The organism is Halioglobus sp. D3-4 (assembly GCF_055809315.1).
The window spans coordinates 2,494,617-2,509,464 of sequence record NZ_CM147907.1; the positions used below are offsets into that span (position 1 = coordinate 2,494,617).

General features: G+C 53.3%; 10 protein-coding genes. 7 read left to right on the plus strand and 3 right to left on the minus strand.

Translation table 11 applies throughout. The annotated features are described in order from the left end of the window. Positions 1-22 precede the first annotated feature (22 nt). Positions 23-829: a hypothetical protein gene (locus AC0L6S_RS10700; RefSeq protein WP_473428478.1), complete on the minus strand. Its 807-nt coding sequence runs from the start codon at positions 827-829 to the stop codon at positions 23-25. Between the two features lie 517 nt (positions 830-1,346). Here AC0L6S_RS10700 and AC0L6S_RS10705 point away from each other — a divergent pair. Both AC0L6S_RS10705 and AC0L6S_RS10710 read left to right on the plus strand, forming a co-directional pair. Then, positions 1,347-3,572: a TonB-dependent siderophore receptor gene (locus AC0L6S_RS10705; protein WP_473428479.1), complete on the plus strand. Its 2,226-nt coding sequence runs from the start codon at positions 1,347-1,349 to the stop codon at positions 3,570-3,572. A 72-nt stretch (positions 3,573-3,644) separates the two neighbouring features. Continuing rightward, positions 3,645-5,375: a PepSY-associated TM helix domain-containing protein gene (locus tag AC0L6S_RS10710; protein WP_473428480.1), complete on the plus strand. Its 1,731-nt coding sequence runs from the start codon at positions 3,645-3,647 to the stop codon at positions 5,373-5,375. 347 nt (positions 5,376-5,722) lie between these two features. On the opposite strand, the gene AC0L6S_RS10715 is transcribed toward AC0L6S_RS10710, so the two are convergent. Further along, positions 5,723-8,359 (minus strand): thrombospondin type 3 repeat-containing protein, encoded by a 2,637-nt coding sequence (locus AC0L6S_RS10715; protein ID WP_473428481.1) that lies wholly within the window; start codon positions 8,357-8,359, stop codon positions 5,723-5,725. 499 nt (positions 8,360-8,858) lie between these two features. Here AC0L6S_RS10715 and AC0L6S_RS10720 point away from each other — a divergent pair, with 499 nt between their 5' ends. The 5 genes from AC0L6S_RS10720 (at position 8,859) to AC0L6S_RS10740 (ending at position 14,181) form a co-directional block, all read left to right on the plus strand. Continuing rightward, positions 8,859-9,884: a helix-turn-helix domain-containing protein gene (locus AC0L6S_RS10720; protein ID WP_473428482.1), complete on the plus strand. Its 1,026-nt coding sequence runs from the start codon at positions 8,859-8,861 to the stop codon at positions 9,882-9,884. A 155-nt stretch (positions 9,885-10,039) separates the two neighbouring features. After that, on the plus strand, positions 10,040-10,834 hold the full coding sequence (locus AC0L6S_RS10725) for an SDR family oxidoreductase (RefSeq protein WP_473428483.1): 795 nt from the start codon (positions 10,040-10,042) through the stop codon (positions 10,832-10,834). Between the two features lie 159 nt (positions 10,835-10,993). After that, complete coding sequence (locus AC0L6S_RS10730; RefSeq protein WP_473428484.1) at positions 10,994-11,638, plus strand: TetR family transcriptional regulator; 645 nt, start codon at positions 10,994-10,996, stop codon at positions 11,636-11,638. Between the two features lie 26 nt (positions 11,639-11,664). Continuing rightward, positions 11,665-12,522, plus strand: a complete 858-nt coding sequence (locus tag AC0L6S_RS10735; RefSeq protein WP_473428485.1) for a sterol desaturase family protein — start codon at positions 11,665-11,667, stop codon at positions 12,520-12,522. 354 nt (positions 12,523-12,876) lie between these two features. Then, positions 12,877-14,181, plus strand: a complete 1,305-nt coding sequence (locus tag AC0L6S_RS10740; protein ID WP_473428486.1) for a phosphotransferase — start codon at positions 12,877-12,879, stop codon at positions 14,179-14,181. Positions 14,182-14,197: 16 nt separating this feature from the next. Here AC0L6S_RS10740 and AC0L6S_RS10745 read toward each other — a convergent pair whose 3' ends face one another. Then, positions 14,198-14,824, minus strand: coding sequence for a TetR/AcrR family transcriptional regulator (locus AC0L6S_RS10745; RefSeq protein ID WP_473428487.1), 627 nt, complete (start codon positions 14,822-14,824; stop codon positions 14,198-14,200). Positions 14,825-14,848 lie beyond the last annotated feature (24 nt).

The window sequence follows — 14,848 nt, forward strand, 5'->3', positions numbered from 1 at the left end:
GAAGAAACGTTCTGCGCTTCATCTAGAAAACGTCGCTGCGATTCTTGTCGGCTTCTTTGAGTAGTGTTTTGCACTTGTCGAGTTGCCGCTGCATCGCCTCCACAACATCGCGCACATCATCGACCGACTTGCCCTCCTTGATCGCCATTTGCAGGGTGACATTGAAGTCTTTCTCGAGCGCGGCCACCAGCTCAGCATCCAGCGCTATAAGATCTCCCTCGATGCCTTCGAACAAGTTGAGGTAGGTGTCCTGTGTAATACGGATGGCTTCGTCGTCAAGCTGCTCTGCGTACTTGGCCACAACGCGGTCGAGGTGCTGCTTGATCACATCGACGGTTTCCGCTGGCGTATCCGCGGCGGTTGCCGCGACCTCCGGTAGCAGACCGCGCTCCTGATACTGCGCCGCGAGTTTCACCGCACCCAGGGCCTGCCACAAGGTCTGCTCCAATACTGCCTGCTGTTGCCGCACCTCGCTCACAGGCTTACCTTCCTCAATCGCAGTGCGCACACCGAACAGGCCCTGCCAGATACTGGAGTACAGCGGAACGTAATTGATCTCGATGGCGGAGTGGAATTCTACAGCTTCCCAGAGATCAACTACTGCTTCCGGCTTGGCCGCTTTGGCGCCTTCCGTTTCGTAGATATCGACGATGCCATCAACTTTACCGTTCAACCACACCACTTCTTCAGTGTACTCGTCAAGATGAGCGGACATGTTGTTCACGTGCTCGCCGATAGTGCCCGAGGCAAAGGCTTGGCCAGTCGTAAACAGGGTGAGACAAGCCCAAATGGCCAGCAATCGGGCAGGATTTAGAATTTGGTCATTCACAGTGATTTCCCATGTGGTGATTTATCGTTTGGTGGCGGGTATTGAGCCCGCCGCTGTCTTTCCACTCGACGCGATTACCCGCTGCTCTTCAGTAACGGCAGCGCGCCAAGTGAGAATGTTTCTCATTATGCACCATGTTCGAGGGTGGGGCCAGTCAATAAGGACGCTTCTGAAAAACTCGTGACACGAACTGTTACGTACTCTCGCTCAGGGATGTTTTACGGTCCTTATCTGTGATCTCGTGGGAGCGGGAGTATATCAATTACCGCCCGTTTAGATGAACTCTTTCCGAACCCTGGTAACGCTGCGACGAGGATGGGTTCCAGAGGCAGCATAGTCGGCGGCGACACCCCCGGTCCGCAGAGATTCAGCGGGTTCTTTCGATCTACTCTCCATAGCGGTCTAGTGCTTTATGCTCCTCGGGCATCCGCCAAACACTATTGATAATGATTATCATTATAGTATGCTTACCTCTCTTAATACATCTACACACCTACCCAAGGATGCACCCAACACTATGTCGACTTCCAGCAAACTGGTTTTTCGCCCATTACTAATTTGTACCGTTACCGCCAGCACACAATTGGCTATAGCAGAAGAGTCACGTCTGGAAGAGGTTGTAGTCACTGCACACCATCGCGATTACCGTATCGACAGCGCTGATTCAGCGATAGGTATTGACCTCAAATTGCTGGAGACACCCGCTGCGGTAAGCGTCATTACTGAAGACCTGCTCAAGGATCAGCAGGTCAACAATGTCGACGATGCACTGCGAAATGTCGCCGGGGTGACCAAATTCAAGACCGGTAATGGCGGTGAGGAAAAATTCTCCATCCGTGGTTTTGACGCCTCTCAATCCATCTATAAAGATGGCGCGCGCATTAACAACCCGCTGAACGCATCAAATATTCCATCGACAGAAACCGCAAATATCGGGCGTATAGAAGTACTTAAAGGGCCGTCTGCACTCCTCTACGGGCAGGGAGAGCCAGGCGGCATCATTAACTATTTTACCAAACGGCCTGAATTAAGCCGTGGTGCAAACATCGAAGTGCTGTACGGCAGCGACTCCTTCAAAAAAGTAGAGTTTGATGCGACCGGCGCCCTGGACAACAACGAGCGGTTTGCCGGCAGAATGGTAGGTGCCTATGAGGATACTGACAGCTTTCGCAACGAGGTTTTCCGCAAACGCCTGTTGCTGAACCCCAGCCTGGCCTGGCTTCCCGATGAACGCTCAAAGGTGGTAGTTGGCTACGAGTATATTGACGATGAGTATACACAGGATCGCGGCCAGGTCCTGCAGGGCAATAGTGTAGACGGATACTTCTACGGCAACCTTCTGGATGTCGACCAGTTTTTCGGGATACCTGACTGGAACAGCAAGTCGAAAGCAGAGTCCTCTCGCACCTACCTCTTCGCAACGCGGCAGATGAATCAGGTGTGGACTCTGAATTTCGACTTTAACTACACCAAGAATGACAAAACAAACGTCGACTCCACCCCGGTTGCCATCTACGCGAATGCCGGTGTTGTGGCCCCACCCGGCACCGAGCAGGAAAACCAGGTTGCGATTCAACCGCGCAAATCCAAGGGCAATGGCGACACCAGCCGATACGACCTGAAGAATACGTTCGAATTTACCGATGGGCTAAACTTTGATCACAAGGCGCTGCTGTCATTCACCTACGAAGACTTTTCGACCGACTCAACCAGCTACCGCGGCGACAGGTTTGTGCACTTCGATGTGGCAACGGGTGCGTATTTCACACCGAACATGGAACCGCCCGCGCCGGGGACGCAGGAGGTTCGCATCGGCGACAGCATTATTTTCGGGCTCAATGATCGCGGCAGCTCGACCAATCAAGATTTTAATGAACTGGGCATCAACCTTCTCGACTACGTCCACCTCAACGAGCATTGGGCGATACTGCTGGGCGGGCGTTACTCAGAGTACGAAGACAGTCTGAATGACTATGACGAAAACAATTTCAGTTTCAGGGCAGGCCTTGTCTACAACGTGCAGGAAAACCTCTCGGCGTACCTCAGTTACTCGCAAGGCTATACCAACCCTGCCGGTAGGCTCAATGAATCCGGCAACCCCATCGACGCTGAAACCTCTGCCGCGTGGGAGCTTGGCACAAAATGGCAACCGCACGATCAACTACTGCTCACCGCTACAATTTACCAGATAGAAAAGCAGGATCTCGCCTTCGTGGTGAACCCGCAGGCGCTGCCCGCGGACCAGTACTTTGGCAATATCGGCTCTATCGAAAGTACTGGCCTGGAGCTTGAAGCGGTCGGCTATATCACCGACCGCTGGCGCGTGCAGGCTGGTTATTCCTATATCGACAGCAAAATATCTGATGGCGGACTCAGCTCAGGCGGCGCAGTTTTCCCGGAAGGAAACAAGCTGCCTGGTATTGCCGACAACAATTTTAACCTGTTTGCATTCTACGAGTTTCCTGTGGGAGAGGGCTTCGGGGGCCTGGGTGGCGGCACCTATTATCAAGGTGATGTATACATCAGCACCGAAAACAACGGAAAGTACGATTCGTGGATACAGGCTGACCTGGCCGCGTACTATAAACAGGATGCGTGGAAGATACAGTTCAATGCGCGCAACATCACCGATGAAGACTACCAGCTCGCTCAGGCGTTGACGACATCCGATGCGTTTGCCGCAGTGCGAGTGGGCACCTCTTCGCCGCGCAGTTATGTTGTCTCCTTTGCGTATGAGCTCTGACTATAGACATTGACCACTGCCGCGAGGTGATTGCTTCAAAGCGTTACCATATCGAGCGATTCACTACCGGATATGCCAGTTTCCAACAAACAATGGTTTCGCGTGCACGGTTGGCTGGGCATCCACTTCGGCTTTCTGCTGTTGGTGATTTGCCTGTCCGGCACGATCGCTACCCTGAGTGCAGAACTGGATTGGCTGCTTGACAGTGAATTGCGAAATCCGGCTCCGTCCACTGTCGGGGCGAAGGATGCCGGCATCGACAAACTGTACGCCTCCGCCCAGAAACAGTACCCGCGTGCGGACATCACTGGGCTACGTATTCCACCCGAACCCTATCTTCCAGCGCAAGCATCGGCGTCTGACCCCGATCGCGGCACACTGGTGTTGCATCTCGACCGCTACAGTGGCGACATCCTGGCCGAGCGAACGCAGGCCAGCCTGAAAGTCTTTTTTCGTATTTTCCACAAACAGTTTTTCCTGATCAACTCACCCTACTCGTTCCACGGGCTGTATATCGTTGGCATCTTTGCGTTCGTGTTGTTGTTAAGCGTCCTTACGGGGCTGCTCTTTCTCAAGTCCTGGCTAAAGAAACTCACACGCCTGCACTGGCACAAGGGGCTTCGCGTCTTTCTGGTGGATTGGCATCGCAGCACAGGGCTGTGGGCACTACTATTTTCTCTCCTGTTTTCCCTAACCGGCATTTGGTATTGGGTGGAAATTGTCGCGGACATTGGTGAGGTCGGCCTGGTGCCCGCTGACACTATCAGCACACAGAAGTACGATAGCACGTTGCCGCCACCGGACATCGGGCAATACGTGAGTGAGGCTCAGGCAGCCATGCCGGGGCTGGAAGTAAGCGCACTCCTTCTCAATCGCGGCAGTGGCGAACCGGTTCATCTATTCGGACAAACCGACACACTGCTGGTACGGGATGCGGCCAATTATGCTGCTATTGAACCCTATGATCCTGAAGTACTGCATCTGCGCAACAGCAGCTCAATGGGGCTTTTTCAACGCTGGACGCACACCGCCGACCCACTCCATTTCGGCAATTTCGGTGGGCTCTGGATCAAGCTAATCTGGTTTTTCTTCGGATTACTGATAACTGTTTCTATTGCCGTGGGTTACTGCCTCTGGTATCTACGCCTTCGGGCCGCACCGGAGAGAGCTTCCCAGTTTTCCCGAGGTCCACTTTTTGCAAGCAATACATTGACCGTGCTGGTTCTGGCGGCAGCCACTGTATTCAGTTTAGTGGCGCTGACACGTATGACCCCCACAACACCAAGCGGAATACTGTATCTCGGGGAATATGAGATCGGCACCTGGCGTGTTCAGGTATCACAGCGCATGGCGTCGGATGGCAGTCGAGGAGATATCTCATTGTTCTTTCCTCTTGGCGAACCAAATCTTTCTCAGTATGAAATCAATCTGGTTCGGGAACATCACAGTGAAAGCCTTCCACTGGAAGGCGCTGGACGGGTATGGTCCACCAAAACGTCAGTGCCTGCGATACTCATTGATGCTGAAAAAAGGGCCGAAGCTGACCTACAATGGCAGGCAATCACCCTCCAGCTAAACGATCATCAGGGCAGATCCTACACCCAAACACTGGCAGAGCGTGAATCAAACACCAAAACACGTGCGGACATTCAGGCAGCCAAGCCTCCCCCGCCGCAAACTCTGTCCGTTCATTTATTTATTTACGGCTTCCTCGCAAGTCTCTGGCTACTACTGTCGCTATGGCTGTGGCTGCAAAAGCGGGCGACTGTCGCCGTCAGCGAAAGAACGTCGGCCCTCCTCTAATCCAGGTCCCATCATCCGCCGCTCGACTGAGCAGCGATGTACGAATGGCACACAATGGCAGCAGAGCATTTCTCCTCCCGAAAGAGAACAGAATTTCTTTTCGAGAAGCACAAGTCAGAAAGCTCAGGGCAAGGCAGGAATACATATCTGCATCACCAATAACGTTTCACGTTTTCATTATCGAGGAGACAGACGTTGCAGAACCCCGTCTGGAGGATTTTTGGCCGACGCTTTCAGAATGCGCTCTAGCTAGCACAAGACGAAATCGAATATGGACAGGACACGGAAAAATATTTCCATTATCCCCACTAAGTTCGGTGCCTCGTCCAGCGCTCGACTACCGCTACTTAACAGCCGGGCGGTAATATCTCACAGGCATCACCACGGCCGGAGTTATCCAAGTCTTCTTGTCCTGGGTTGGTCACGAGGGGACAGTTATCGAGTGCATCTGCCCAGTCATCACCATCAGTGTCCATTGCGCTGTTACATGCATCACCGACACCATCGCCGTCCAGATCCTCCTGGTTAGGATTGGCATCACTGGGACAGTTATCGAAGTGATTGAGCAGCCCGTCATCGTCGGCGTCTCTGACACTGACTTCTGGTCCTTTGAACGCCTGCACACCGTATTCAGTACCGACAACAAGCATAGCCTCCCCGTTCTGTTCCAAGGCCAGCAGGTTATTGTTCAAGCCCACCTGGGGACCTAGCGAGGGGCTTCGCCACAAAACCTGTTGCTCAGCAATGCTCCAGATACCAATATTGTCCTGACAGGCAAACTGGACGGTCCCGAGAAACGCGGTACTGGCATCAGCACGGACGCTGTTTACCGCACCATCACACACACTGCCGAGGACAGTGCGGTCAAATGTATCCGGATCAAGAGCCACAAGAAGGCCATACTCGGTTCCAGCAATGATCTCCCTGCTTAGTGGCCCGCCGACAACCGCGAACCCGACATAATCATCTTCGGCGGATTGGCGATAAATTTTGGTGACGCCATCGACAATTAGTATTCTCCCAATCGACGCAACCATGTCAGGCAGGCCATCCCCGTAAACGTCGACTGCCTCTATATGGTTTGCGCTTGAAACACCCGCCAGCACAATACTGGACCAGATCGGGGTGGCAGATGCGGGATCGATGATATGGAGCTGATTACCTGAAGCTGCAATGACCTCCATTTTTTCATCACCGACAAAATTGGCCAGGGCTATACTATTGGCCGGGTCCGCATCCAGGCGGCTAGCACTGATCTCTGACTTTGAAACCCCGTCGATGACGTCAATATTCAGATCATAAACATCGCCATGTGTAACGACTATCTCGTTGGCGCCCAGCCCGTCAACATTGCCTATGGCCACATCAAGGTAAGCGAAATAGCTCCCGGGTAACGAATAATCGTAGCTATTCCATTTCGGTGACAGGTCTTGGCTATTGTAGACCCGTAATGGCAACGCACTACTATAGCGCGTTGGGTTAATGATGCCATAGGCTTCTGCCTCCCCCCCCAGTACTACGATTTCATCTTCACCGTCGCCATCTGTATCCCCAAGTGCAAGTCCGCGAAACGGGCCGCCCTCATCGGTACTGATGAACTCCCTCTCCAGGGTTGCGATATCGTGGACAGAAAGAAAGTCCGGCGCGGTAGAGTTAGACCCGCTGCCCCAGATAACTTCAAGTTCACCATCGTCATCGACGTCAGCGACTTCAATGCCCGGCGCACCGCTAGTGGGGTTATCCAGGGCCCACAACTCCTCCAGTGACACACCATCGATCGCGTGAACTTCGCCATGTTGCTGGTCGCCGTAAAGAATTTCCGGCACCGAATCACCGGTCACGTCCACGGCTTTCAACTGGCTGATATTTGTGCTGGTAGTGATCTGGCGGAGGGGCGTGCGATTCTCTGCATCCAGTATATCGATATAGTACCAGCTCCGTGCGACGATCAACTCTTCCACACCGTCGCCGTCGAGGTCCCCAAGTTCAAGCTTGGTACCCGGTGAGAAGTCACTGAAGTCCCACTGCAGTATCGCGGTGGAGCCGTCATATTGCACAACGGGACCCTCAACGTAAACCATCTCCAGCAATGGGTCATTATCCACATTGCCCACCGATAGATCACCACCACCTATCGATATTTCGCTTTCTTTCCCTAACGTATGGGGATTATAGAAGTATGTGTTGTTTGCAGTGGCGACGATAATCTCTTCAACTCCATCGTTGTCGCCGTCGCCCTGTGTCACGGATAATATTTCGCTGTTGCTGACGTCGATACGGTGCAGCAATCTCCTTGTTTTGCCGTCGAAAACGTCAAGCGTTCCGCTGTCATAACCAATGAGGACTCTGCGTACGGCGTTATTGACGTAGACGCTGACAACGTTAATCCAATCGGAACTGGCATCACTGGTGTAGACAATTTCATAGTTGCCACTACCCGCATGGTACTTCACGATGTGCCAATTTTTGTTCTCCCCGAAATTGCGTGCGAGAGTGGTACCCAGAACCAGTTCGGTACTGCCATCTCCGTCCAGGTCTACAGCTGCGATTCCGGACTCCCCGAGATTCGCACCCCAGATAGAGTGCTGCCAAACGCGATCGAGGTTGATCAGGTTGGACGAATGCGGGACGGGGTCAGAAAAAGGGTCTGCGGAGTCATTGAGTTCAGAGGGGGCATCAAAACGTGAAAGAACCACTGTATCGTTTGATTCAAGGATTATCACACCAGGATCTTCGGGATTGCTGAAGTCTGACGCATTGGAAGAAAATCCGGCTTGCTCTGCCGGCGCCAGCGGCAGTGGCTCTCCCAGCTGCGCAGGTGTGTAGGTGACCTCTGCCCCATCTTCCGAAAAGAGCGGGTTTCCCTTCGCGTCATACTCAGGGCCAGCTGCCTGCGCGGTGGCAACGGTGCTACCCAGCGCAAAAAGGCAACATACAATCGCGCGACTGAGTCGCGTACCAGCACATAGATTCGATGGAATCATGCAAACAACCTCCCTGTAGAAATCTCCAGCGACTCTTCATGAGTGAGTCGCCTTTCTTATTAATCAGCCACTGGAGCCAGTGAAACGCCCCGCCGGACAGACCCGCATTAGCCACCGATGTTAGTTAACGCAAGAGTTTTAGTCAATGTGACCGATTGAGGCTATTAACCATCGATAGACATTTGAGACGTAGCATCTGCACATGCTTCCTCAGAAAGCGTCGCTCGCACTAGTGGGAGCGGCTAAAACCCTGTTTCTAGTCCCGCTCCCCACCGCCACTCATCATAGCCCCATAACTCTCACTAGACTCACTAATCCAGGAATCCAGAAGCCGTTGCCGCCGCACTCCAGGGAGAATTTGCGCTAGTTGGAGAAGAGGTTAGAATCGTTGATGTGCTAGAGAGGACCAATACGGAATGTTACGATTTGAAGACACTCCATTGTATGATGCCGTGTAGACAGCGTGTTTAGCTCAAATCTAGCGCTACCGATTTCAGCAATGGCCAGCCACCCTTATACACGAATGGAACCAATCCTGTTGCCGTACTATCCACGGCTTGTATATCTATGGTTCCTCGATCAGGGGTACGATGATGAACAGCTATTTAACGGGTTGGATTTTCGTGCAGAGCATCTGCATGACGAAACATATCGTCTCAGTGTTGAGCAACACGAAAAGTTCATTCTGCGTGTCCTGGAAATTACTGAGAATCTGCATTTTGCACTCCAGTTAGGGATGAAACGGGATTCTACCGCGGCCAATCTTGCGCTTCTCACCGTGGCGAACAGTGGGAGAATTTCCAAGGCCCTACGCATGATCATGCGTTACAACAAGAATTTTACGCGCGTGTTTTCGATTTGCTCACTTACAACAGATGACCACACTGTCATGGGCGTCGATGTACATTTGGAGCACGAGAGTGTTATCTACTTTGCCTTAAGCTCGTTCCTGCTGTTTCTGGACAGCTTTTTCCTGGATGCGCTTCAAGGTGCTCATCTGGTTCAACGGGCGGAACTGGCTATTCGAAAACCTGAAGGGTTCGAAGAAGTAAAGGATGAGTTCGCGTTTCCTGTGACCTTCAATCATGCCCGTAACCTGATTTACTTCGACAGGGAGCTAGTGGATCTGCCGATGAAGCAGGCAGATCCTTTGACAGTTCGTTTACTTATGGAGATGAGCGAACAGCAATTGCAGGAAGCCGAAGCTGAAATGAGCTTCGTCGGCGCGGTAAAATCAATCCTGATAGATCAGATCGCGTCTCCGCCAAGACTAGATGACGCGGCAAAGCTCCTCGGGGTCTCTTCACGTGGGTTGAGAAGAAAACTTGAGCAGTCAGGGACAAGCTACCAGAAACTACTGGATTCAGTTCGTTTGAACATGGCGACAAAACTGTTGAAGGAAACTTCCGCATCCATATCTTCTATCTCCTATGAACTCGGCTTCGAGAATGCATCTGATTTTGGGCGGGCATTCAAGCGATGGTGTGGTCAATCGCCTTCTTCCTTTCGCAATAGCACGGAATAAAAAGTTGGCCACATTTGCATAGCATTTGGCCGCCTGTGCGCTCCCCACAAATTCAGTGTCGATGTAAATTTTCTGCAGCTATAGCAAACGCATTGCGGCACCACGGGGCACGCAATGAAATATGCTAGTCGGATTTATCAAACAGGGAGAATTCAATGGACCTTCAGATTAGTGGAAAAAAAGCCCTCATGGCAGGCGGTAGCGCAGGTATGGGGCGAGCAACTGCAGAGCGCCTGGCCGAGGCCGGTGTGGAGCTCTACATATCGGCGCGTCGGGAAGAGCGCTTGGTAAAAGCTGCGAAAGAAATCGCCGAAAAGTATGGCGTCAGTGTCACACCAGTCGTTGCTGACTCTTCCAGCGAAGAAGGTCGGCAAGCACTGTTCGCGGCATGTCCCGACCCGGATATTCTGTGCATAACAATCACACCACCCGCCCCCAACGGTGACTATTTGAAAGTCACACCTGATATGTGGCGCGAATCTATAGAAACTGCGCTCATCGGCCCCATCGAAATTATGCGCAATTTCATACCAGTGATGAAAGACAAGGGCTGGGGCCGCATTGTGAACATCGCAACGTTCTCTGCCAAGAACCCCATGATCTGGCGCCTGATGTCGGGGCCCGCCCGCTCCGCGCTTATCAACTACACCGCGAGTGTCTCTCGGGAGATCGCGGCCTCCGGCGTGAACATTAACAACCTGTTACCCGGCATGTTTGCAACGGAGGGCGCCGCCGAGATCATGCCGATCTACGCCGAGGCCTTTGGCCTTGAGCCCACCGAGGAGAGCGTTCTACCCCACTTCCTGGAGCACAATAAAATTCCCGCCGGATTTATGGCAGAACCCGATGACCTGGCTCCCATGGCGGCGCTGCTATGCAGCCCGCTGTCACGCTTCATTGTGGGACAGAACATCGTAATAGATGGAGGTCAGCACGCCTCACTCTTCTGAGCGAAATGGGGACGCATTTATTTTGGAGTTTAAAGAGGACAGAACTATTTTTTGAGTTTTGTGGGCGACCAAGCAACCCATAGCGAACTGCGGGAACCGGTCCGCAACTATTTTTTAAGACACTTGACTTATTAAGACAGCTGTCTTAATTTGTGCGCCATGGACACAGCGCACAATCAGGAATTATCCGTCTCCGCCGAGCAACTGCTGATCGCCGCAGAACGACTGCTGGCTGAAAAGGGCCTTGGTGCCGTCTCCGTGCGGGAAATCGCACGGGCGGCTGGACAGAAAAATCACTCTGCCATCAGCTACCACTTCGGTTCCATCGACAACCTGATCGACGCCATCCTCAACTACCGCATGGTGCCGCTGAATAAAAAGCGCGCCGACCGCCTTGCCGCGTGGCGCGATGCCGGGTGTGCAGACGATCTGCGCGGATTGGTGAAAGTACTGGTGGAACCTTTCGCCAATGAGCTGTTGCAACCCCTGCAGCACAGTTACTACTTACGACTGCTGGCGCAACTGATGAGCCAGCGCGAGTGGCAGCCACTTTTTTCTGAACACCCGGTCAGGGCTTCTGCAGCACTGGAAACAGGTAACCTCATCGCCGACATCCTGCGCCCGCGACTGGGTGAGGAGATCGTGCTGGAGCGCATGCGACTGATGGGGCTTCACCTGCTGAACACCATCACAGAATGGGACGCAGTGCGGCGGCGCGGCGACCTTGAAATCGACCCGCAAGCGCTCGCCTGGCGAGTCGACAACCTTGTCAGCTATCTGGTTGGCGGGTTGAGCGCACCTTAAAATAACGAGATAAATGAGGTAAACCTATGGACATCCAGGTACTGCTCGGAGTCACTATCCTGGCCATTTTCCTGCTGGCATTTGCGATTGAGCTAGGCAGCGGGCGCCTGCGAAAATCACCACGTCCGGGCCGCGATGCCCTGTTCACACTGACGGGCCTGCTTTCACAGGGCATGATTCCCGGCGCCCTGATAGGCAGCGTTGCTGGCTATACGGCGGCGGCACTCTGGGGTGGAGACGCCGCCGGCAGCCTGTCGCATATTTCCTTCTGGATTGCATTTCCGGTGATTTTCCTCGGCGAAGAAATGCTTCACTACTGGATCCACCGCTACGCCCACGAATGGCGCTGGCTGTGGAAAATCCATCGCACCCACCACAGCGCACAACAGCTCAACGTGGGCGTGGTCTACCGCTACAACGTGTTCTGGGTGATGCTGCTGCCGCAATCCTGGGTCGGCGCGTTTGCCTTCTATCTCGGTCTGGGCGAGGCTTTTGCGGCGGCAGTGATGGTGACGTTCCTCACCAATGTCCTCACCCACACCACCTTCCGATGGGATCTGTGGCTGCGCCAGAAGATGCCGTGGAGCGAGCCACTGTGGTGGCTGTTGGAGCGCGTCATTACGCTGCCTGACACGCATCACGCGCACCATGCCTATGGCAAGGGCGCCCACCCCAACGGCAACTACGCGGTTACGCTGTTCATCTACGATGTCATATTCGGCACTGCAAAGATTCCCAACCGCAGGCAGACCAACTTCGGCCTGCCCATCGCCAGCCGGCTGCACTGGGCCGAGGAATTATTCTGGCCGCTGGTGAAGAAGCCGCTGCTACCCAAACCGGTGAAAGTGCAAGACAATGCCGCGCGAGCAGCTGCCGAACGCTGAGTTGGAGCGCAGTGCTGGTACGGCCTCCTGTTGAACTGGGCAAGATTGCCACTGTCAGTGGCCTCCGGCACCGATCGGCTCGGCCCGGTCAGCGATTGACCAAACACCTCTATTAAAGTCAACTGCGTGGCCCTATCCTTCAACGTGAAATACAAAATGCCATTGGCTGATACCCAATGGCCCCGACATCCTTTTCAGCAAACAGTTTTCATCGATTGAAACCAGGACGAACACGCTATGACAACGCACGGAGATATTAAAGAAAGCTTCGACCAGGACGCCTATGAGGCAACGTGTCTCGAAGGCATTAACACCTGGATATCGAAGAACCTCGGGGGTCAGGTGAAAGAGGTCATGCGGCTGGAACGCTGGCGACCGCAATGGAAGGTCAGCTACTCGGTTGGCGATGAACTCCAGGCTGTACTGGTCCGAGGCGACCGGCCCAACGCCGGCAAACATGACCTAAGATTTGAGATGGAAGTCATGCAAGTGCTGGAAGCCAACGGCATCAAGGTTCCGCATATCTATGGCTGGATGGAGACCCCAAAGGCCTTTGTCATGTCCTGGATAGACACCGAGGACCGCGCTCCCGGCATGCTACACACCGCAATTGAAAACCCCACCACAATGTCCGATGAGCGCTGGCAGGCAATGTTGAGCTATATGGGTGACCTAGCCAAAGTACACGCTGTGCCAATCACTGAATTTGCCCATATCAAACAACTCAGAAACCCGCCGCAAACGCCGTCAGACATTGCTCTGAGAGCGACTGAGAAGATGTATCAGGCGGCGGTCTATACAAATAATATTGATACGACATTCGAATTTCTGCAGTCCTGGCTAAGACGCAATGTGCCCGAACACAGGACCACGCCAAGTTTTATCGCTGGCGATGCGGGCCAATTCATGTCAGCTGGAACCGAGGTGCTGGCACTGCTCGATTTTGAGATAGCCAATATTGGCGATACACATTGGGATCTCGCCTGTTTCCGCGGCCGTCATCCCTATGAAAACATGGGCGATATTCCCGCACTCTACCGCCGCTATGCGCAAGTGAGTGGAACAGAGGTGGACCTGCCGGTTGTCGCCTATCACACGGTCGCCTTTTTACAACTCGCCGGCATAGCGACCAAGTTTTTTGGCGACCCGAAAGCCGTTGGCGGAAATTGGATAGAAGGACTTCTCGAATACGCCAGCATCACGCGACGCGCCTGCGAAGCAATTGCAGAACTGCAGGGCATCGAGTTGGACTATGCTCTTCATCTACCCGAACCGAGCGTCCAGAGCCTGGAAGAATCCGCTTTGAAAAAGCTGCTAGTCGATATACAGCGTCTACCAACCTCCAAATCTTTCGAAACCTGGGAGCGAGAGCTGTTAGCCGCAATTCCCGAGTTCCTGCTGAATCATGCCCGTTACCGCGATTGGTTTGAACAGGAGACGATCGCGGATATCAATCAGTTTACCGGGCAAGCCTTCGAGACACTATCGACCGCTGATAAAGCAGTATCAAAAGCCATTTCCGAGAACGACCCGGCGGATGATGAAGCCTTGGTACACATCATGCATCGGCGCTCCTTGCGCCTGTCGATGATTATTGCTGGGACCGATCCGGATGCAGATAATCCTCTCTTCCACATATTGGATCCGATACTAGGCTAATGACGTGTTCTCTCTATCAACTACATGGGCTTGCTGTAATGCCGCGTAAGAGTATATCGATCGCAGTCTCAATAGTTTGTCGGTCGTATTTCGGGATCGAGTGCTTATAGGCGGCACTCACCAGCAATGCCACCTGCATCTGGTGAAAGATTACCGCGACGCGCGCCGCATCGATGTCTCGTATTTCATTACGACGCACACCGGACTTCAGCGTTTTCTGGATGCGTGATAGCCAGCGTCTGTTTCGTCTCTGGAATTCCTGCCTGTAACTTGTTGCCAGACCTTCGTCTTCACGCCCGAAAAGTAGTAGCACCGGGTTCTGCTCTATAAAGTCGAAAGAGGCCAGAAAGAGGCTCCTGAGCTCCGCCAGCGCATTGCCTTCTTTGCCCGAGGCACGGTATTCAGAGAGGGTTGCCCATTGGTTCAGTCCATCTTCCACCACAGCTTTGAACAAACTCTGTTTACTTCCAAAAAAATGAAACACCAGCCCTTTTGAGACCCCTGCCCTTTTTGCCACTTCATCCATCGTGGTTTTCTTGAAGCCATTCTCGGCAAAGCAGTTGCCAGCCTTACTGAGCACATTCAGCCGTTTGCGCTCAGACTCCTGTCTGCGACGGACATCGTACTGTTGTTCTGTGACCATGCTCACTTTCCCCGAATTCGGCCT